We start from the raw sequence: 18,691 nt of genomic DNA on the forward strand, positions 1-18,691 counted from the left end.
CGGCCGTGTTAATCCAAATTCTCGTGCTGCACATAATCCCACGCGCGCACCTCTGCGGCCATCTTACCGCGCGGGCCATCGACAATGCGAACGGCAAGCGCCTCGCCCGGCTGCAAATCGGCAAAGCCAAAGCGGCGCAAAATCTCGACATGGATAAATATGTCATCGGCAATGCCAAATTCATTCGCAAAGCCAAACCCCTTTGCCTTGTCAAACCATTTCACCCGCGCCGCAACGAAAGGTGCATCTGTCTGCGGTATATCAATACGCGGGTGAAAATCCACCTCTTGCTCGCTTGGCGGTGTCAGTGACAACACCTCCTGCGCTTGCGCACCGCGGTCTGTGTAATTTACGACCACCTCGACATATGCATTTTCAGCAATCGAGCTTTGGCCAAAATTTCTCAATACATTCGCGTGCAATAAAATGTCTGGGCCACCGTCATCGGCAAGGATAAATCCATACCCTTTGGTGGCATCAAACCATTTCACTTTGCCACGAACCGCCACCCCCATGTAGCGATCGACTTCCGTCATTGTGGTGCATCCTATGTCTTCGGGCCTAAGCCCATCCGTCCCTGCCTAAGGGTTTGGCCCGAAGCGAATATATCTGCAAGAATAAATTAAAATTTATGTCGAAAAAAGATAATTATTGGTGATTTATGCAAAATCACCCCCTAAAAATAATCAAATTAAGCATTTTCTGATGGCGCAGTTGATGCGTTTCTCAACAAGAAACGTCCCGCCCTCGCGCAATTTAAGGGTTTAACCGCTGCACTGTCCAATTCGATGCATCTGCCCCGAGATCACGCGTCCACCGAAACCGATCATGCAGACGAAATGCACCATCGGCCCAAAATTCAATTTCCACAGGTCTGATGCGAAATCCGCCCCAAAATGGGGGGCGCGGTGGGTTTGGGCCTTTCTCAACGGTGATTTTAGCAACATCCGCCATCAATGAGGCGCGACTGTCCAAGGGCTGTGATTGACGCGAGGCCCATGCCCCAAGCCTACTTTTCAGAGAGCGTGAGGCGAAATAATCATCCGCCTGCGCCCCATCCTCACGGGTCACCATGCCCCGCACTCGAATCTGACGGCGCAAGGATTTCCAATGCAGCACAAAGGCCGCCTTGCCGCTCGCGCTGATCTCTTGGCCCTTTTTGCTGTCGTAATTGGTGAAAAAAACAAAAGCGTCATCTTCAATTTGACGCAGCAAAACCATGCGCACATTGGGCAGGCCTTGCGCGTCAACCGTGGCCAAGGCAATCGCATCAGGATCGTTGAGTTCGCTTTTCTCAGCCTCCTTCATCCATGCGCGCGCAATGGCGAATGGATCATCCCCTGCAAAAATTCCTGTGCGATCGGTCATGCTATGCCCCATTAATTATTGCGGCATTTCTGCCGCGTCTCAACCTAGAGCGCACACGCCCCCCCTTCAAGGCTGACGGGACATCTTGAAGCTGTGACCCCAAAGGTCTAAACCCTTCCTAACCCAACAATAGCGACAAGGATTGAGGGCGGCATGGGGATTATGACTGGCAAGCGCGGGCTGATTATGGGCCTTGCAAATGACAAATCCATCGCGTGGGGGATTGCAAAAGCCCTTGCAGAGCATGGCGCCGAATTGGCGTTTTCATATCAAGGCGAACAACTGCTCAAGCGGGTGCAACCTTTGGCGGCGGAACTGGGTTCCGATCTGGTGCTGCCGTGCGATGTGACCGATAATGACAGCCTAGACGCGGTTTTTGAGTCCCTCAAAGACAAATGGGGCAGTCTCGATTTCATCGTTCACGCCATTGGATTTTCCGATAAAAACGAATTGCGTGGCCGCTATGTGGACACAAGCGCCGCGAATTTCGAAATGACGATGAATATTTCGGTCTATTCTTTCACCGCCGTGATGCAGCGCGCCGAAAAACTGATGACCAATGGCGGCTCGGCACTGACCCTGACCTATTATGGCGCGGAACAGGTGATGCCGCATTACAACGTCATGGGGGTCGCGAAAGCCGCGCTTGAAGCGTCCGTGATGTATCTGGCCGAAGATCTGGGCAAACAGAATATCCGCGTCAACGCCATCTCGGCGGGGCCGATCAAAACCTTGGCCGCCTCGGGCATTGGAGATTTCCGCTATATCCTCAAATGGAACGAGCTGAATTCGCCGCTGCGCCGCAATGTCTCCATCGAGGATGTGGGCAAATCCGCGCTTTATCTGCTGTCTGATCTCGCCTCTGGTGTGACGGGCGAGAATTTGCACGTGGATGCAGGATATCACGTGGTGGGCATGAAAGCGGTGGATGCGCCTGATATTGATGTGGTGACGGGACGCAAGGACTAGGGGCGCCATGACAGTCGCGGCATTTCTCGCGATTTATTTGGTGCATCTGGCCGCCGCTATGAGCCCCGGCCCCACAACACTTTTGGCGGCCCGCAGCGCAGCGCGCGATGGGTTTGATCGCGCAATTTTCCTCGCCATTGGTTTTGGCATTGGGGCCTGCTTGTGGGCCGTAGCCGCAATTTTCGGCCTTGCGATTCTGTTCGAACACGCCCCTGCCGTGCTTTTGGGGTTAAAACTGGTTGGAGCGGGGTATCTCTTTTACTTAGCTCTCAAGGTATGGCGCAGCGCCGCCCTGCCCTTTGAGGTCACGCCAATCCCCGCGGATGAGGCCCCAAAATCGGCGGCGAAATTGATCTGGCTTGGCATTGCGACACAGCTTGCCAATCCCAAGCCCGCCGTGTTTTTCGGCACGATCTTCCTCACCTTCCTGCCCGCCAATCCAGATCACTGGGTCTATGCTGTGGTGTTGGGCATGATCTTTCTAAATGACGCAGGCTGGAACCTGATTGTGGCGCGTATTTTCTCGCTATCGGGGCCACGGCGTGCCTATTTGGGTTTCAAACCCGTGATTGAGCGTATATTTGGCGGGCTTCTGGCACTTATGGGTGCCAAGCTTGCCCTTGGTTGATCAAAGGAGAAACAGTGCCATGGATCGTTTGCCACATGAGAAAGGCTTTCATGTCTCGTGGGATCAATTGCACCGCGATGCGCGCGCGCTTGCGTGGCGCTTGGACAAACGCGGGCCTGGGCCTGATGGGTCATGGCGGGCGGTGGTCGCCATCACGCGCGGCGGCATGGCCCCTGCAATGATTGTGGCGCGCGAATTGGATATTCGCACAGTGGATACGATCAGCGTCAAATCCTACCATTCTGGCGGCGGCAAGGCCGATCAGCGTCGCGAGGCAGAGGTGCTCAAAAGCCCAGATGTCGACATGATGGGGGATGGTGAGGGCGTCCTGATCGTGGATGATTTGGTCGATACAGGAAAAACCCTCGAACTGGTGCGCAAACTTTACCCCAAGGCGCATTTTGCTACGACCTATGCCAAACCCAAGGGCGAGCCTATGGTCGACACATTCATCACAGGTGTCAGCCAAGATACATGGATTTTCTTTCCATGGGATATGGCCCTGCAATATGTCGAGCCTTATCGCGGCAAGGATTAATTGCGCGCGCCAAGCGCCTCATTTAAAAGGGTTTTAACGGCATCAGGCGGCACATCCGAGGTCACAAAGGATGTGCCAATGCCGCGCATCAAGATAAAGCGCAGCTGCCCTTCAAGCACCTTTTTATCCTGCGCCATCAGCGCAAGCAGCGCGTCCGCATCGGGCAAATCGCCCTCAATATCCGCCAAATCGCGCTTCATGCCCATCTCGGCCAGATGCGCGCGGATGCGGGATGGCTCCTCTTGCGGGCACAACCCCAAGCGCGCCGATAATTCCGCCGCCAAAGCGCACCCAATCGCCACCCCCTCGCCATGCAACAGGCGATCAGAATAGCCCGTGGCCGCCTCAAGCGCATGGCAGAAGGTATGGCCCAAATTGAGAAGTGCGCGATCCCCCTGCTCTGTCTCATCGCGGGCCACGATATCGGCCTTCATCTGAACTGACCAACGCACCGCCTCTTCGCGCAAGGCCAAATCCCCTGCGGCCATGGCGGGGGCGTTTTCCTCAAGCCAGTCGAAAAACGCGGCATCGCCAAGCAAGCCATATTTCACCACTTCGCCATAACCCGCCAAAAAGTCACGCGGGGCCAAAGTAGACAAAAGATCAATATCGGCCAAAACAAGGCTTGGTTGGTGAAAGGCACCAACGAGGTTTTTGCCATGCCGCGTGTTGATGCCCGTTTTGCCACCAACCGAACTGTCGACCTGCGCCAGAAGCGAGCTTGGCATCTGCACGAAGCGCACGCCACGGCGCAGGATCGCAGCCGCAAAACCAACGAGATCCCCAATCACACCGCCGCCAAGCGCGATCACGATATCGCCCCGCTCAACCTTTTCATCGAGCAGCCATTCAACAGTCTGCGTCAGATATTGCCATGATTTTGTGCCCTCACCCGCAGGCAAAGTCAGCGCGCTTGCGGCAATCCCGCCCGCGCTCAAGGCCGCCTCAAGATGGGGCAAATGCAAGGGTGCCACCCGATCTTCGGTCACGATCCAAACTTTTGGACGCCGCAACAAAGGCGCAAGATGGGTTGCCGCCTGCGCAATCAGACCAGAGCCAATCACCACATCATAGCTGCGACTGTCCAGATTTACCCGCACCGTGGATGTCATTTTGCGACCTCCGACAAGACATTATGAGCGTGAAGCAAACGCAGCACATGATCGGTCGTATCCTCAATCGACCAATCATGCGCGATTTCAAGGCGCAATTCAGCCTGCTCATAGGCAGGGCGGCGCGCCACCATCAAAGCCTCAAGCTTGCCGCGCGGATCAGGCCCATGGAGCAGCGGCCGCGTGGTTTTGTGGCGCACCCGCGACCACAAAAGCTCAATATCGGCATCCAACCACAAGACCGCCGCTTGCGCCGAAATCAAATCGCGGTTTTCAGGCGACAGCCACGCCCCCCCGCCAGTAGACAGAACTGCAGGCGCACCCGTCAGTAGCCGTGCGATGACTTTGCTTTCGCGGTCACGGAAAAACGGCTCGCCGAAGCGTTCGAAAATCTCGGCGATGCTCATCTGTGCGCTTTCGACAATTTCGGTATCAGAATCGCGCAACTCGACCCCAAGCCGTGCCGACAAGGCCCGCCCGACGGCGGTTTTGCCCGAGCCTGGCATCCCGACCAAAACCACGGTTTTGTGCAAATTATAGGCGGTTTCAGCCCGTGTTTGCCCGTTCACCCTGTGCATCCTTTATGCATTTGCGAAGATTTCGCAAAATTCCCCCAAGAAATTCTGCGCGAACTCCCCTATATTGGCGCTAGATCGTCTACTATTCCACGCAATACGCGTTGGGGGACAGACACGCAAGCAAGCAACCGCGCGAGAATAAGCGCAGAAGGCAGAGGCACGAGAAATATGGTTAAGCTGTTCATGGGATTGGTGATTTTAATCCTGCTCACTGCTGTTGGCCTGTTGGGATATGGCTATTCGGGCCTTATGCAACCCGAGACAGTAGAATTGCGCGACACAATCTCGATCCCGCTTGAGTAACAGATCATGCGCAGGCTGAGGGGCGGAACATTTTGGGGGCTTGTAGCAGGTCTGATTTGGCTTTTGCCTGCGCTGCCACTGGCGGCACAAACGCCGCAAATGTCGCCACAGGATATCGCGCCCACTTGGCTTTCCGACACGATTGCGCCGCGCAGCCCCGATGTTGCCGCAGAAATTGTCACCGAAGATATCCGCGTGATGCCGATAGGGCCGATCACGCGCAACGCCGTGGGACTTTTGCCTGCGCGGGTTACGGGCTTTCCCAGTGGGCTTTGGGGCCAATCTGACAGTGCCGAGCTTGCAGGCCTGTTTCGCCGCTTGCCGATGACAGGGCCGCCCGCCATTTTGGATTTAACCGAACGTTTGGCCCTGTCCGAGCTTGATCCCCCCCTTGGGGGCAATGATGCCGCGGCGGATGATCTGTTTTTGGCGCGGATTGATATGCTCTTGGCGCGCGGCGCGCTTGAGCCTGCCCGCGCATTGATTGAGCGCGCAGGCGTAGAAGACGGCGAGGTATTTCGGCGTTGGTTCGATGTCTCGCTTCTTTTAGGGCAGGCAGATCGTGCCTGCGCCGCGATGCGCGCGAGCCCTGATATCGCACCAACATATCCCGCACGGATTTTTTGCTTGGCCCGTTCAGGCGATTGGTCAGCGGCGGCGCTCTCAATGGGCACGGGCGTTGCCTTAGGGTTTATCACCGAAGATGAGGCGGATTTGATCGCGCGCTTCCTTGATCCCGAGCTATTTGAGGGGGAGCCGCCCTTGCCCCTAGACCCCGATATAACACCGCTGCGCTATGTGATGCGCGCGGCCATTGCAGAACGCCCTTCATCGCTTGGGCTGCCTTTGGCCTTTGCCCATGCCGACCTCGCCCCGCAGGCGGGGTGGCGCGCACAGCTTGATGCCGCAGAACGCCTGTTGCGCGCAGGCGCGATTGAGCCAAGCCAATGGTTGGCCATTGCCACCTCGCGCCGCCCCTCCGCCTCGGGCGGGATATGGGAGCGCGTTGCAGCCGTTCAGGAATTTGATGCAAGCCTCCTTGCGGGTGATGTGGCGGCCATTGCCCGCAGCCTTGCGCGCGTGGTGGATGTGCTTGGCCCCACGGGGCTTTTGCCCGCTTTTGCACAGCTTTACGCCGACCCGCTTGGCCGCCAACCTTTGGTGGGTGAGGCGGCGATCCTCGCCCGCAAAATCGAACTCCTCTCCCGCAATTACGAAAGCCTTGCCCTGCGTGCGGTGCCGCAATCCGCACATGAGGCGGTGGCCTTTGCTTTGGCGCGCGGGCAGATGCCCAATTTGCCCGCAACGGCAAGCCCACGGGTTATGGCCCTTGCGGCGGGATTTGACGAAATTGCGCTGCCTGACCGCTATGCGCCCCTGATTACAGGCAATCGCGCGGGAGAGGCGCTTTTGCTCGCAGCCCTGACCCTATCAGGGGATGGTGCAGATTTAGACGATCTCTCAGATGCCTTGCGGGTCTTGCGCTATTTGGGTCTAGAAGACAGCGCGCGGCGCGCGGCCCTTCAGCTATATCTCCTGCCCGATAGAAACGGATAAGAGCGCCCGATCATGACAGATCAAAGATTGATCACCCAATTCCTTGAGGCGCAAGCAGCCGAGTTGAACGCAGCGCAAAACACGCTCTTGGCTTATGCCCGTGATTTGGAAGATGCGCGGGCATTTTTCACCGATCACGGCGCAGATTTCCTCAGCGTCACGCGAGATGGGATCGAAACCTATCTTGCCGATCTAGAGGTTCGGGGGCTGTCACGCGCCACGCGCGCGCGGCGCTTATCTGCGCTGAAACAAATGTGTCGATTTCTGTTTGAGGAAGGCCTGCGCAACGATAACCCAAGCCTCAAAATCAAGGGGCCTGCGCGCGAGAAATCTTTGCCCAAAACCCTCAGCCATGAGGCCGTGGATCGGCTTTTGGCGCAGGCTGAAATCCATGGGCGCAGTGCCGATGATCGGTTGCGCAACCATTGCATGATGCAAATTTTATACGCGACAGGGATGCGGGTAAGCGAGCTTGTCACCCTGCCCGTGGCCGCCGTGCGGGGTGACCCCAAGCTGATCTTGATCAAGGGCAAAGGCGGCAAGGAACGGATGCTGCCGCTAACGCAATCCGCGCGTTTGGCGCTGCAATCTTGGCTTGCCCGCCGCGATGCATTGGAAGAGCTCGCAACACGCGAAGGGGGTGCAAAACCCTCGCGCTACCTGTTCCCCAGCCGCAGCAAAGAAGGCCACATGACGCGGGTGCGGTTTTACACGCTGATCAAGGAAATTGCCCGTGATGCAGGCGTGCCACCGCAATCGGTCACCCCGCACCGCATGCGCCATGCCTTTGCCACCCATCTATTGGCGGGCGGCGCAGATTTACGCAGCATTCAGGCCCTTTTGGGTCACGCGGATATCGCAACGACCGAAATCTATACCCATATCTTAGATGAGCGGTTAAAAGCCCTCGTGCTCGAACATCACCCTTTGGCGGATCAAACATCTGCCTCGACTGAAAATTGATAGGCCCCATGACTGAAACGATTTCGTTTGATTCTGCCCTTTGGATAAGCGCCGCCTCGATTATGGGGCTTTTGGTGCTGTCTGCGTTTTTCTCAGGTTCTGAAACGGCATTGACCGCAGCCTCGCGCGGGAAATTGCGCGCACAGGCGGATCGGGGCTCAAAGGGGGCTGAGCGCGCCTTGCGCATGACCGAAGACAGCGAGCGGCTGATCGGATCGGTTCTATTGGGCAATAATGTGGTCAATATCTTGGCTGCTTCTTTGGCGACCGCCCTGTTCACGCGCCTGTTTGGGGAATCGGGCGTGGCGCTTGCCACGCTTGTCATGACCCTGTTGGTTTTGATCTTTGCCGAAGTGCTGCCCAAAACCTATGCCATCACCAATGCCGAAAAGACCGCCGCCCGCGTCTCGCCCGTGATTGCGGTGGTGATTTTCTTGTTTTCCCCGATTGTGGGCGCGGTGCGGATTTTGGTGCGCGGGGTCTTGCGCCTCTTTGGCGTGCAAACCGACCCTGACAGTAAAATCCTGTCTGCGCGCGAGGAAATCGCAGGTGCGATCACGCTGGGCCATTCCGAGGGGGCGGTGGAAAAAGAACATCGCGACCGCTTGCTTGGCGCGCTAGATTTGCACGAGCGGATGGTTGAGGAAATCATGTTGCATCGCTCAAAGATCGAAATGATCAATGCTGATGCCACCCCTGAGGAAATCTTGAGCCAAGCCTTGCAATCGCCCCATACCCGCCTGCCCGTCTATCGCGGCGAGACGGAAAATATCATTGGCGTGATCCATGCAAAGGATTTGCTGCGCGCCATGGATGGGCTGACGCGCGGCGAAAACGCGAAGGGGATCGAAAATTTCCGTATCACCGATGTCGCCATGAAACCCTATTTCGTGCCTGACACCACCACATTGGACGAACAGATGCGCCAATTCCTGCGCCGCAAAACGCATTTCGCGTTGGTGGTGGACGAATACGGCGCTTTGCGCGGCTTGATCACGCTTGAAGATATCCTTGAGGAGATTGTCGGTGAAATCACCGATGAATTTGATGTGGATGAAGCGCCGCAATTGAAACCTGGCCCCGATGGGCATTTCTTGATTGATGGGGCAATGACCATTCGTGATTTCAACCGCGCCACGGATTGGAGCCTTCCCGATGAAGAGGCCAACACTGTCGCAGGGTTGGTGATCCACGAGGCGCAAACAATTCCTGTCATCGGTCAAGCATTTTCCTTTCATGGCTTCCGCTTTGAGGTGGTGGCCCGTGAGAACAACCGTCTCACCCAGATCAAAATTCGCAAACTTGGCTGATCCGATCCCGCATAAAGCGCCCGCAATCGTGGTTCTCGCGGCAGGCAGGTCAAGCCGCATGCGGGGCCGCGACAAGTTGTTGGAAGATGTCGATGGCCAAGCCTTGCTGCGCCTCATGGTGGCGCGGGCACGCAAGGCGGGGGCATCTGCGGTGCGTGTGGTTCTGGCTGAGGGTCAAACAGACCGCGCCGCAGAACTGAGGGATTTCACGGATATCGAAATCATCCACCTGCCCGCAGGGCGCGACATGAGTGACAGTTTGAAAGCAGGGATTGCGGGGCTTGACTGCGCGGTCATGATCCTGTTGGCAGATTTGCCCGATCTGACAGCACATGACCTGTATCTGATGCTCACCTTCGCACGAATGCATCCAGATGCCATTTTGCGCGCGGCTGACAATAAAGGCCGCGCAGGACATCCAATTGTCTTTCCCCGCGATCTTCTGCCCGAACTTGTGAAAGTGACAGGGGATCAGGGCGCGCGCGCGGTGCTAGAGCAACATGGGGCGCGCATTGTGCACATCCCCCTGCCCGAAACCCGCGCGACAACAGACCTCGATACGCCCGAAGATTGGGCGGCATGGCGCAAATCGCGGGCTTAGATAATATTGCGCATCATCCGATCCGTCCGAATATCGGACGCATAATCAACAATCGGGCGGGCTGCACTTGCCTGCGCGATTTGGCCTTCTTCTGTCTCTAACTCTGGGAAGAGAGACAAGATCTCACGCCGCTGCGCCGCATCCATGCCCCGCAATGTTTTGGTTTCTGCGTGAAAGCTTTCTGTCCAAATGCTGTCAGACATCACGATTTGATGATGCTCGAACATGATATGGATGTAATTAACCCGCACCGTATCGACCGCCATCACCTCGCGGTGGTCAATCAGATCGCGTGCGGCAATCAGGCTTTCGCCCGCCAATGCGGCGGGATGTTCAGGCATCAACAAAATGCGGTGACTGGGCGAAACCAACATATCACGCACGGGTAGTCCATGTCCCAAACAGCCCGCACGCAAAAGGACGGGGCGTAAGCTCGCGGCGCACTGCATATCTGCACGCTCCAAAACACGGCCACCAATCCAAGCAATTTCTTGCACACCATTGTCACGGGTGACGATTTTATCCCCCTGCTGCAATGTCTCCACCGCGCGTTCGCCACGCAACGTGGCAATCATCGTGCCCGGCGTAAAGCAGGGCGTTACGGCAGTATGCGCGTCTTGTGCATGAAAATAGGATTGGGGCTGTGCTGTCATTTTTTTACTCCAAAATTCATTACTAACTCGATGGCACGGCTTAGACTCAGCCGAGGCGCCAAATTTTGACGGCCACATGCCTGTTCTCTGCCTCAATTGCTGCGATTCTAGGGCGCTCTTGCGGCGCTTTCATGACCATTTGAAATCCATGCCCCCGATTCCGTATAGCCGATACCTGTATATATTATTCATGCAAAATATTAACACATTTTTTCCACCTCTTCGCCCCACCTAGGACGGTCTGGCCGCAAAACCAAGACGCCCGCCTGCAACGGGCGCGAAAGCGTGAAGATGCAGCAAAGGATAACCAAACCCATACTTTCGACAACTGGTGTCAATAGCGGTAAAACCCTAAACATAAAGGCACCCCTAATACCCCGCTGCTCTCAATGTGGCTTCCCCTAGGCGACATTGAGAGCAGCCCCCAAATCCCAAGTGTTGCCACGGGATTCAGCCCCGCATTCCCCCAACGTGGCTGAAGAGAAACAGAATGTTTCTCACATGGGACAAGTTTGACGGGGCCCCTCACACGCAAAACATCGAAGGCTGACTTGGTTTTGCCATGGCGCAGATCACGCGCTAGGCTGATTGCGCCCCTTCCCGCTTTGTGAGGCCCCATGCACACCACTGACCGCCCGACCCTCGTCTTTGACGTCAATGAAACATTGCTTGACCTGACCACGCTTGAACCTGTGTTTGCCCGCGCCTTTGGCGATGCGGCCATGATGCGGGTCTGGTTTTCTGAATTGATCCTTTATTCCCAAACCCTAACATTCGCGGGTCACTACCGCCCGTTTGGTGAACTGGGCATGGCGGTCTTTACAATGCTGGCCACAGTAAAAGGCATCGCTGTTCACAAGGATGATACGGCGGCGCTTGGCCATGCCCTCACCCATATGCCGCCCCATGGGGATGTTGAGGCAGGATTAACGCGCTTGCGTGCGGCAGGGTTTCGATTGGTCACACTGACCAACTCGCCCCTTGGCGCAGAATCGGCCCTGTTTCGCGCGGGGCTAGACCGCTTTTTTGACGGAAATTTCAGCGTGGCCGAGGTTGCAGCCTTCAAACCCGCCCCCGCGGTTTACGAACATCTTGCCACATCGCTGAACCTAGCCCCTGCTCAGTTGTGTATGATTGCCTGCCATATCTGGGATACGATCGGCGCACAGGCCTGCGGCTATCGCGGCGCGTTTTTGCATCGCACAGGCAATGCGCCCTTGCCGATTGCGGATATACCGCAACCCGACATCATAGCGCGCGATATGACCGATCTGACAGATCAGCTCATTGCGCATTGGGGGTAAAGGAAAAACAGAGCTTGGTACCCGAGGCCGGACTCGAACCGGCAAGCCGTTAGGCGGTGGATTTTGAATCCACTGCGTCTACCAATTCCGCCACTCGGGCTCTGTGCAAAGCGTCCTATACCGCGCGCGGGGGCGCGTCAACGGGTCAACACGCAGCCAAGCGCGAAAGTTTGATCTTCGCTTACCGCGCGCCCTGTAAAGCGATAGACCAAAGCCCCGACCCGCTCATGCAATGCGCGCCGCATAACCGCGACCTTATCGCGATATTCCCCAGAAAACCACTGATCCGCCATCGGACTATGATCCACGGGATAAGGGATCAAACTGCGCCACCCCGCCGCACAAAAGCTCGAGATCGCGCGCGGCATATGCATCGCCGATGTCACGATGATCCAATTCTGATTGGCCAAATCGGGGGTGATCTCACGGGCAATCGCGGCGGCATTCACCGCTGACCCGGCCGAATTGCGACTTTGCGATTCGAGGGTGAGGCGCTCATCTGCAATCCCCGCTTCACGAATGGCCCTTGCGCTGACTTCAGCCTCACTCAAAGAATGGCCTTGAAGATCAAGCCGCCCCTGCCCACCTGCCACAATCACGGGCACATTCGGCAGGGCATGGGCCAAGGCAATGGTCGCCAAAATACGATCCGCCGCCTCGCCCGTATTGACGAGGCCCGTGCGGGCGGTGCGATCCGTATTCTCGGCCCCCGTCATCAGCAAAACACCGCGCGCCCCTGTCAGATCAGGATTGGCCATAAAACGCGCCTCAAGTGGCCCTGCAATCCAACGATCCACAGGCGCGGCCATCACAAACCCCACAAAGCCAAGCGATAAGAGCCAGAACCAAAGTGCTGCACGCCGCCACCGCAGGAGCAGCGCCAGCACCCCAAACGCCCCCAAGATATGCGGCCATAGCTCGACATAGAGCGCGAACCGCATCAGTTTAGACGCGAGGTAAAAAAGGTCTTCCCCCATCTCAGCCTTTCACGCTTCGAGTTCTGCATCCCAATACAGGAAATCCAACCAACTTTCATGCAGATAATTGGGTGGAAATTTTCGGCCGAGATTGCGCAGCTCCTCAGCCCCCGGTTGACGCGGGGCTTGGCGCAGGCTCATACCCGCCTGACGCAGGCTTTTTGCCCCTTTGCGCAGGTTACACCGACCACAGGCCGCCACAACATTTTCCCAAGATGTAACGCCCCCTCGCGCGCGCGGCACAACATGATCAAAGGTCAAATCCCCGCGCGAGCCGCAATATTGGCAAGAAAATTGATCCCGTAAAAAAAGATTAAAGCGCGTGAAGGCCACGCGCTTTTGAGGTTTCACATAATCTTTGAGAACAACCACAGAGGGGATTTTGATCTTGGTCGTTGGCGAATGAACAAAGGTGTCATACTCAGCCACGATATCCACCCGATCCAACCACACCGCCTTGACCGCTTCCTGCCACGGCCAAAGGGATAAAGGATAATAAGAAAGGGGGCGGTAATCCGCGTTCAGCACCAAAGCAGGATGTTGCTTTAGCGATGCGGGTTCGCGCGTAAATTCCGTCCTGAAATCGCCATCCATGAGTGACTCCGTCTCCGCTCTGTTTGCCTGCGCTTCAAGCACCAGAGCGGGAGCCCCGCTCCAGCATTGATCCCACTATATATGGGCATTGCAATCTGGCAAGCCCCTTCATCTATGTGGTCACAATCCCAAGGGTAACGAAACTGAACGTCACTTTTGTGACATTGGAGACACCCACCCCGTGTGTCTAATCTTCCAGCCCGAATTTATCCCGCAAAAAGGCCAGACAAACCTGCAACCCATCGGGCGCAATCCCATGCCCTGTGCCCCGCATGATATGGGCATAAACCTCGCGCCAGCCTGCTTCTTGCAGCGCCTCTGCGGCCTCGGGCAAGGCTTGTGGCGGGACAACATCATCTTGATCACCATGGATCAGCAATACGGGCGGGCGACACTCCGCCTCCTCTTTCAGGCGTTCTGGCTCCAACAAACGGCCCGAAAACCCAACCACTGCGCGCAGGCTATCTTCTAGGCGCGGCGCGACATGTAAGCTCAACATCGTGCCTTGCGAAAACCCAACCAAGGCCACATCGCGCGGTGTCAGGTTATTCTCTTCCATCACCTGTTCCAAAAACGCGTTGAAATCATCAAAGGCCCGCGCAAGCCCTGCGCGGGCATCCTCCTCGGATGAGCCATCAATCCACGGGATCGGGAACCATTGATACCCCATCGGATTAACCGAACAGGCCTCTGGTGCATTGGGGGCGATAAAAATTGTGTCAGGCAGATGTGGGGCCATCGGATCAGCCAATCCCAAAAGATCAGCCCCATCCGCGCCATAGCCATGGACGAAAATCACCGCGCGGGCGATATAGCCTGACTGCGGCTCGCTGCTTTTGTAATCCAATGCGCGCGTCATGCGACCCCCTCACGTTCTTTGACCATGTGGTAGTAGCCCCAGAGCGCCCGCGCGGCAATGGCCCGATGCGGCGACCAAGGCGCCGCCATGGCGCGCAATCGACGCTCATCTGGCCGCTGCGGCAGATCAAACAACACGCGCGCCGCCTCTTGCAGGGCCAAATCACCCGCGGCGAAGGCATCGGAATGACCAAGGGCAAACATCGCGTAAATTTCCGCCGTCCAACGGCCAATCCCTTTGACAGCGGTCAATGCGGCCACCACCTCATCGGTGCTTTGGCTGTGCAGCCGCGCGTAATCAATCCGCGCCTCGGCCAAAGCGCGCATATACCCTGCCTTTTGACGGCTGAGGCCAAGCGCGCGCAAATCGGCCTCGGATGCTGCCAAAACCGCATCTGGCTGTAACATTCCCGCCTCTGCAAGGCGCGCGGTGATCGCATTCGCACTGGCCACTGACACCTGCTGCGAGATAATGGCCTTGGCGAGGGCCACAAACCCCGCCTCTCTTGATCGCAAGGTGACGCGGGCCGGATCAACACGGGCAAAAGCAGGCTCAATTTGGCACAGGGCCGCCAACCCATCAGACAGCAAATTTTCGTCTTTGAGATGATAAGCCTGATCCATTGTTCAACCTGTCGCAGCAAAATCTTGCATTCCACCCTAGACCTGATGCGCAGAAAGGCCTAGCCCTGTGGCCATATGTGCCAAAGAATGAATATATCCCATGACCACTGCTCAAATTGATGATCGCGCCGCCAAACGCAATGTTTTCGTTTTGATCCTTGCGCAGGCCTTCCTTGGCGCGCAAATGCCGATGATCTTTGTGGTGGGCGGGCTTGCGGGCCTGATGATCGCACCAAGCCCCGCATTGGCCACAATCCCGATTTCTTTGATCGTCTTTGGCTCGATGACCACTGCACCATGGTTGTCGGCACTCATGCAGAAATATGGACGGCGGGTTGGGTTCTTTGTCGGCGCGCTTGGCGGGGCCTTAGGGGCGGGCATTGCCAGTTTGGGCCTCTATCTCGACAATTTCGCGGTCTTCCTAATCGGCTCCTATCTGACGGGCATTTATATGTCGGCGCATGGGTTTTACCGCTTTGCCGCAGCAGATAGCGCCTCGGACGATTTTCGCCCGCGCGCCATTTCCTACGTTATGGCGGGCGGCCTTCTGTCGGCATTGATCGGGCCGCAATTGGTCAAATTCACCTCCGATGCCACTGTTGTGCCCTTTCTGGGCACTTACCTTTCTGTGGTTTTGATCAATCTCATCGGTGTCACCTTGTTCTTCTTCCTCGATGTGCCACCCCCCAAAGCCCCAAGCGCGGATGCGCCGCAGGCCCGCAGTCGCCGCGAATTGCTGCGCGACCCGAAAATCGCCGTTGCGATTATCTGCGGCATGGTTTCCTACGCTTTGATGAATTTGATGATGACATCGACCCCTTTGGCCGTGGTCGGATGCGGATTTCCAACCGGAACCGCCGCAGATATCGTCTCGGCCCATGTGATCGCGATGTATGCCCCCTCGTTTTTCACGGGCCATGTCATCGCGCGATTTGGCGCGGTGCGGGTTGTGGCGCTTGGCCTATTCTTACTCGCGCTTGCGGGCGTGGTGGCCTTGATGGGCGTTGAATTGACGAATTTCTTCATCGCGCTTGTTCTTTTGGGCATTGGTTGGAATTTTGGGTTTATCGGCGCAACCGCCATGCTGACCCAAGCCCATCCTGCGCATGAGCGGGGGCGCGTGCAGGGCTTGAATGATTTTCTGGTCTTTGGCTGCGTCACCCTTGCATCGCTGTCATCAGGGGTTTTGATGTCTTTTGGGGAAAGCACCCTTGCAGGGTGGAATGCGGTCAATATCGCAATGATCCCGTTTTTGGCCCTCGCAGGCGCTGCCCTAATCTGGCTTGTGCTGCGCCCCGCTGATGAGGCCGCCGCCTGATCCTACCAGCGCCCTGTCAGGGAAACATAGGCAAGGCGCAGACGCTTGCCTGCCTCTGATGGCTCTAGCCCGCCTTGCGCGACAAGGGCAGGATGGGCAGCCGCCTTTTTCAAAATAGGCTCTGCCAGCCATGCCGCGTATAGCGCGGGCGTCACATGGGCGGGGATCATTCCCCGCTCTATGCGCGCGGCGCGCAATTTACCCAGCCCCATTCGCGCCAAATGGGCCACAGTGGACGGGCGACCATCATGCAAAGGGGCATGCCCCTTTTCCTCAAGCGCGGGGATCGCGCGCAGATAATTGGCCAACCCCATGGCCCAACCTATCGCACGAATGGCAGGCTCGAACATGTCCTGCGCCCCCAAACTGCGCGCAGCCATCCACAAAAGCCCTGCCCCCGTGGCCTCGATATAGGCGCTGAACGCGGCCTCATCTGCGAAGCCATCCTTGGTGGTGTCGCGCATCCGTGCCGCCACAAGATCGGACAAAAGCCCTGCATCGCGCGCGGGCAAACTGGCCGCCAAAGGGGCCGCCCATTCATGCGCAGGCAAGGCCCGCCCCGCCTGCAATGCATCGGCCAGATCCGCCCAAAATTGCAAGCGCATCTGTGCCACCAATGGCTCGGGCGAGGCATAGGGCGCGCGCGCAATTTCCAAATTTACCGCATAAATTGCAAAAAGACGGGCGCGCAGATCGGGCGGCGCGGCCATCACGGCCAAGAACCGCTCGGGATCGCCACGCTCAATCACGCTTGCAAGCCGCGCCAAATCTTGGCTCATGATGCAGGCGCCCCGTCTTGGATCAGTTTCCAATGCACCGCATCCAAAAGCGCCTCGAAACTCGCATCCACGATATTCGCAGAAACACCCACAGTCGACCAACGCCGCCCTGTATCATCTTCGCTGTCAATGATGACACGCGTAACCGCCTCGGTGCCCCCTTGGGTGATCCGCACTTTGAAATCAACCAGACGGATCGTGTCGATATAGCTTTGATACGGCCCCAAATCCTTGGCCAAGGCTTTGGAGAGCGCATTTACGGGGCCGCGATCTGATCCTGTCTCATCCATGCTTTCAGAGACAGACAACATTTTCTGATCGCCAATTTTCACAACCACGACCGCCTCAGAAAGGCTGACCATCTTGTCATATTTGTTTTTGCGCCGCTCGACAGTCACGCGATAGCGTTTGACCTCGAAAAAGCGGGGCATCTGGCCAAGGGCGCGCCGCGCAAGCAACTCGAAACTCGCTTGGGCGGTGTCATAGGAATACCCTGCCGCCTCGCGCGCTTTGATCTCCTCTAGGATTTGGCCAAGCGCGGGGTCACCATCATCCACCATGATCCCCGCCTCGCTCAGGCGGCGGCGCAGATTGGATTGCCCCGCTTGGTTGGACATCGGGATCACCCGCGCATTTCCGACCGACTCGGGCAGGATATGTTCATAAGTGGCGGGGTTTTTTAGGATTGCCGAAGCATGCAAACCCGCCTTATGCGCAAAGGCGGAGCTGCCCACATAGGGGGCTTGGCGCTGTGGCACGCGGTTCAGAATTTCATCCAACAAGCGCGAGGCACGGGTCAGGTTTTTCAACCCCGCTTCGCTGACGCCAATTTCATATTGGCCGCAATAGGGGTCTTTCAGAAGCAGGGTCGCAATCAGCGTTGTCAGATTGGCATTGCCGCAGCGCTCGCCCAAACCATTGAGCGTGCCTTGAATATGGCGCGCGCCCGCATCTATCGCGGCCAAACTGCCCGCAACCGCCGTTTCCGTGTCATTGTGGGTGTGAATGCCCAAACGATCCCCCGCCACGCCAGAGGCGATTACCGCCCGCGTGATCTGGCCTATTTCATCAGGCAAAGTGCCGCCATTCGTATCGCACAGAACGATCCACCGCGCCCCCGCCGCATGCGCCGCGTGAATGGCGGCCAAGGCATAATCTGGGTTGGCCTTATAGCCATCAAAGAAATGTTCTGCGTCAAACAGCGCCTCGCGCCCTGCGGCCACGAGATGGGCGATGGAGGCGCGGATATTTTCAAGGTTCTCTTCAAGGCTGATCCCAAGCGCCTCGGTCACATGGAAATCATGGGTTTTGCCCACCAGACAAACCGCAGCCGTGCCCGCATTCATCACGCCCGCCAGAACATCATCATTCGCGGCAGAGCGGCCTGCGCGTTTGGTCATCCCAAAGGCCGCCATGGTCGCGCGCGTGTCAGGCACCGCTTCGAAAAAGGCACTGTCCGTGGGGTTGGCGCCGGGCCAGCCCCCTTCGATATAATCCACGCCGAGATCATCAAGCATCGCAGCAATACGCAGCTTGTCTTGGGTGGAGAATTGCACCCCTTGGGTCTGCTGCCCGTCCCGCAAGGTGGTGTCATAGAGATAGAGGCGATCGCGGGTCATGTTGCCCCCCATGTTTTGCCTGCGCAAAGCGCCGGCAG

At 57.2% G+C, this 18,691-nt stretch carries 21 protein-coding genes and 1 tRNA gene; 10 read left to right on the plus strand and 12 right to left on the minus strand.

Going from position 1 to position 18,691, the window contains the following annotated elements; all coding sequences use genetic code 11:
* Window positions 1–8: 8 nt before the first annotated feature.
* Both AAC620_RS03295 and pdxH read right to left on the minus strand, forming a co-directional pair.
* Entirely contained in the window at window positions 9–536 is a 528-nt protein-coding gene (locus tag AAC620_RS03295) for a cold-shock protein (protein WP_317654555.1), read from the minus strand.
* A gap of 220 nt (window positions 537–756) precedes the next feature.
* Window positions 757–1,368, minus strand: a complete 612-nt coding sequence (pdxH, locus tag AAC620_RS03300; protein ID WP_340242790.1) for a pyridoxamine 5'-phosphate oxidase — start codon at window positions 1,366–1,368, stop codon at window positions 757–759.
* 153 nt (window positions 1,369–1,521) lie between these two features.
* On the opposite strand from pdxH, the gene fabI reads away from it, so the two are divergent.
* From fabI to gpt, 3 genes are read left to right on the plus strand one after another with little or no spacing between them, the layout of a single operon-like run.
* Window positions 1,522–2,337: an enoyl-ACP reductase FabI gene (gene fabI, locus AAC620_RS03305; protein ID WP_340242791.1), complete on the plus strand. Its 816-nt coding sequence runs from the start codon at window positions 1,522–1,524 to the stop codon at window positions 2,335–2,337.
* A 7-nt stretch (window positions 2,338–2,344) separates the two neighbouring features.
* On the plus strand, window positions 2,345–2,965 hold the full coding sequence (locus AAC620_RS03310) for a LysE family translocator (RefSeq protein WP_340242792.1): 621 nt from the start codon (window positions 2,345–2,347) through the stop codon (window positions 2,963–2,965).
* Between the two features lie 19 nt (window positions 2,966–2,984).
* A complete protein-coding gene (gpt, locus tag AAC620_RS03315; protein ID WP_317654549.1) occupies window positions 2,985–3,503 on the plus strand; it encodes a xanthine phosphoribosyltransferase in 519 nt (172 codons plus the stop codon).
* On the opposite strand, the gene aroB is transcribed toward gpt, so the two are convergent.
* On the minus strand, window positions 3,500–4,615 hold the full coding sequence (gene aroB, locus AAC620_RS03320; RefSeq protein ID WP_340242793.1) for a 3-dehydroquinate synthase: 1,116 nt from the start codon (window positions 4,613–4,615) through the stop codon (window positions 3,500–3,502). The two genes, gpt and aroB, sit on opposite strands and share 4 nt — an antisense overlap.
* Entirely contained in the window at window positions 4,612–5,193 is a 582-nt protein-coding gene (locus AAC620_RS03325) for a shikimate kinase (protein WP_445322426.1), read from the minus strand. The genes aroB and AAC620_RS03325 overlap by 4 nt, the downstream gene beginning before the upstream one ends.
* A gap of 168 nt (window positions 5,194–5,361) precedes the next feature.
* Here AAC620_RS03325 and AAC620_RS03330 point away from each other — a divergent pair, with 168 nt between their 5' ends.
* From AAC620_RS03330 to AAC620_RS03350, 5 genes are read left to right on the plus strand one after another with little or no spacing between them, the layout of a single operon-like run.
* Complete coding sequence (locus AAC620_RS03330; RefSeq protein ID WP_317654546.1) at window positions 5,362–5,496, plus strand: hypothetical protein; 135 nt, start codon at window positions 5,362–5,364, stop codon at window positions 5,494–5,496.
* Window positions 5,497–5,502: 6 nt separating this feature from the next.
* Window positions 5,503–7,053, plus strand: coding sequence for a hypothetical protein (locus AAC620_RS03335; RefSeq protein ID WP_340242795.1), 1,551 nt, complete (start codon window positions 5,503–5,505; stop codon window positions 7,051–7,053).
* A 12-nt stretch (window positions 7,054–7,065) separates the two neighbouring features.
* Window positions 7,066–8,016, plus strand: a complete 951-nt coding sequence (locus AAC620_RS03340; protein WP_340242796.1) for a tyrosine recombinase — start codon at window positions 7,066–7,068, stop codon at window positions 8,014–8,016.
* An 8-nt stretch (window positions 8,017–8,024) separates the two neighbouring features.
* Window positions 8,025–9,326 carry an HlyC/CorC family transporter gene (locus tag AAC620_RS03345; RefSeq protein ID WP_317654541.1) on the plus strand — a complete coding sequence of 434 codons (1,302 nt, stop codon included), beginning with the start codon at window positions 8,025–8,027 and terminating at the stop codon, window positions 9,324–9,326.
* A complete protein-coding gene (locus AAC620_RS03350) occupies window positions 9,319–9,927 on the plus strand; it encodes a nucleotidyltransferase family protein (RefSeq protein WP_340242797.1) in 609 nt (202 codons plus the stop codon). Before AAC620_RS03345 ends, AAC620_RS03350 begins: the two co-directional genes overlap by 8 nt.
* Here the strand turns inward: AAC620_RS03350 and AAC620_RS03355 are convergent.
* A complete protein-coding gene (locus AAC620_RS03355) occupies window positions 9,924–10,580 on the minus strand; it encodes a Hint domain-containing protein (RefSeq protein WP_340242798.1) in 657 nt (218 codons plus the stop codon). The genes AAC620_RS03350 and AAC620_RS03355 overlap by 4 nt on opposite strands.
* Window positions 10,581–11,197: 617 nt before the next feature.
* On the opposite strand from AAC620_RS03355, the gene AAC620_RS03360 reads away from it, so the two are divergent.
* A complete protein-coding gene (locus AAC620_RS03360; RefSeq protein WP_340242799.1) occupies window positions 11,198–11,884 on the plus strand; it encodes a haloacid dehalogenase type II in 687 nt (228 codons plus the stop codon).
* Between the two features lie 15 nt (window positions 11,885–11,899).
* Here the strand turns inward: AAC620_RS03360 and AAC620_RS03365 are convergent.
* From AAC620_RS03365 to AAC620_RS03385, 5 genes are all read right to left on the minus strand, one after another.
* Window positions 11,900–11,984: transfer RNA gene (locus AAC620_RS03365), tRNA-Leu, on the minus strand.
* A gap of 37 nt (window positions 11,985–12,021) precedes the next feature.
* Entirely contained in the window at window positions 12,022–12,861 is an 840-nt protein-coding gene (locus AAC620_RS03370; RefSeq protein ID WP_340242800.1) for a YdcF family protein, read from the minus strand.
* A gap of 9 nt (window positions 12,862–12,870) precedes the next feature.
* Window positions 12,871–13,455, minus strand: a complete 585-nt coding sequence (locus AAC620_RS03375; protein WP_317654532.1) for an HNH endonuclease — start codon at window positions 13,453–13,455, stop codon at window positions 12,871–12,873.
* 187 nt (window positions 13,456–13,642) lie between these two features.
* Window positions 13,643–14,314 (minus strand): alpha/beta hydrolase, encoded by a 672-nt coding sequence (locus AAC620_RS03380; protein ID WP_340242801.1) that lies wholly within the window; start codon window positions 14,312–14,314, stop codon window positions 13,643–13,645.
* Window positions 14,311–14,937 carry a DNA-3-methyladenine glycosylase family protein gene (locus tag AAC620_RS03385; protein ID WP_340242802.1) on the minus strand — a complete coding sequence of 209 codons (627 nt, stop codon included), beginning with the start codon at window positions 14,935–14,937 and terminating at the stop codon, window positions 14,311–14,313. Before AAC620_RS03385 ends, AAC620_RS03380 begins: the two co-directional genes overlap by 4 nt.
* Window positions 14,938–15,037: 100 nt before the next feature.
* Here AAC620_RS03385 and AAC620_RS03390 point away from each other — a divergent pair, with 100 nt between their 5' ends.
* On the plus strand, window positions 15,038–16,255 hold the full coding sequence (locus AAC620_RS03390; RefSeq protein ID WP_340242803.1) for an MFS transporter: 1,218 nt from the start codon (window positions 15,038–15,040) through the stop codon (window positions 16,253–16,255).
* A gap of 2 nt (window positions 16,256–16,257) precedes the next feature.
* Here the strand turns inward: AAC620_RS03390 and AAC620_RS03395 are convergent, their stop codons facing one another.
* Both AAC620_RS03395 and cimA read right to left on the minus strand, forming a co-directional pair.
* A complete protein-coding gene (locus AAC620_RS03395; RefSeq protein WP_317654526.1) occupies window positions 16,258–17,034 on the minus strand; it encodes a squalene/phytoene synthase family protein in 777 nt (258 codons plus the stop codon).
* Entirely contained in the window at window positions 17,031–18,653 is a 1,623-nt protein-coding gene (gene cimA, locus AAC620_RS03400; RefSeq protein ID WP_340242804.1) for a citramalate synthase, read from the minus strand. The genes AAC620_RS03395 and cimA overlap by 4 nt, the downstream gene beginning before the upstream one ends.
* Between the last annotated feature and the right edge of the window lie 38 nt (window positions 18,654–18,691).

Source organism: Roseobacter sp. HKCCA2468 (genome assembly GCF_037805105.1).
Classification (GTDB): Bacteria; Pseudomonadota; Alphaproteobacteria; order Rhodobacterales; family Rhodobacteraceae; genus M30B80.

Excerpts from the sequence above, each read along its gene's own strand:
- AAC620_RS03295 (WP_317654555.1), bottom strand. The coding sequence starts at position 536 with ATGACGGAAGTCGATCGCTACATGGGGGTGGCGGTTCGTGGCAAAGTG.
- pdxH (WP_340242790.1), bottom strand. The coding sequence starts at position 1,368 with ATGACCGATCGCACAGGAATTTTTGCAGGGGATGATCCATTCGCCATT.
- fabI (WP_340242791.1), top strand. The coding sequence starts at position 1,522 with ATGGGGATTATGACTGGCAAGCGCGGGCTGATTATGGGCCTTGCAAAT.
- AAC620_RS03310 (WP_340242792.1), top strand. The coding sequence starts at position 2,345 with ATGACAGTCGCGGCATTTCTCGCGATTTATTTGGTGCATCTGGCCGCC.
- gpt (WP_317654549.1), top strand. The coding sequence starts at position 2,985 with ATGGATCGTTTGCCACATGAGAAAGGCTTTCATGTCTCGTGGGATCAA.
- aroB (WP_340242793.1), bottom strand. The coding sequence starts at position 4,615 with ATGACATCCACGGTGCGGGTAAATCTGGACAGTCGCAGCTATGATGTG.
- AAC620_RS03325 (WP_445322426.1), bottom strand. The coding sequence starts at position 5,193 with ATGCACAGGGTGAACGGGCAAACACGGGCTGAAACCGCCTATAATTTG.
- AAC620_RS03330 (WP_317654546.1), top strand. The coding sequence starts at position 5,362 with ATGGTTAAGCTGTTCATGGGATTGGTGATTTTAATCCTGCTCACTGCT.
- AAC620_RS03335 (WP_340242795.1), top strand. The coding sequence starts at position 5,503 with ATGCGCAGGCTGAGGGGCGGAACATTTTGGGGGCTTGTAGCAGGTCTG.
- AAC620_RS03340 (WP_340242796.1), top strand. The coding sequence starts at position 7,066 with ATGACAGATCAAAGATTGATCACCCAATTCCTTGAGGCGCAAGCAGCC.
- AAC620_RS03345 (WP_317654541.1), top strand. The coding sequence starts at position 8,025 with ATGACTGAAACGATTTCGTTTGATTCTGCCCTTTGGATAAGCGCCGCC.
- AAC620_RS03355 (WP_340242798.1), bottom strand. The coding sequence starts at position 10,580 with ATGACAGCACAGCCCCAATCCTATTTTCATGCACAAGACGCGCATACT.
- AAC620_RS03360 (WP_340242799.1), top strand. The coding sequence starts at position 11,198 with ATGCACACCACTGACCGCCCGACCCTCGTCTTTGACGTCAATGAAACA.
- AAC620_RS03370 (WP_340242800.1), bottom strand. The coding sequence starts at position 12,861 with ATGGGGGAAGACCTTTTTTACCTCGCGTCTAAACTGATGCGGTTCGCG.
- AAC620_RS03375 (WP_317654532.1), bottom strand. The coding sequence starts at position 13,455 with ATGGATGGCGATTTCAGGACGGAATTTACGCGCGAACCCGCATCGCTA.
- AAC620_RS03380 (WP_340242801.1), bottom strand. The coding sequence starts at position 14,314 with ATGACGCGCGCATTGGATTACAAAAGCAGCGAGCCGCAGTCAGGCTAT.
- AAC620_RS03385 (WP_340242802.1), bottom strand. The coding sequence starts at position 14,937 with ATGGATCAGGCTTATCATCTCAAAGACGAAAATTTGCTGTCTGATGGG.
- AAC620_RS03390 (WP_340242803.1), top strand. The coding sequence starts at position 15,038 with ATGACCACTGCTCAAATTGATGATCGCGCCGCCAAACGCAATGTTTTC.
- AAC620_RS03395 (WP_317654526.1), bottom strand. The coding sequence starts at position 17,034 with ATGAGCCAAGATTTGGCGCGGCTTGCAAGCGTGATTGAGCGTGGCGAT.
- cimA (WP_340242804.1), bottom strand. The coding sequence starts at position 18,653 with ATGACCCGCGATCGCCTCTATCTCTATGACACCACCTTGCGGGACGGG.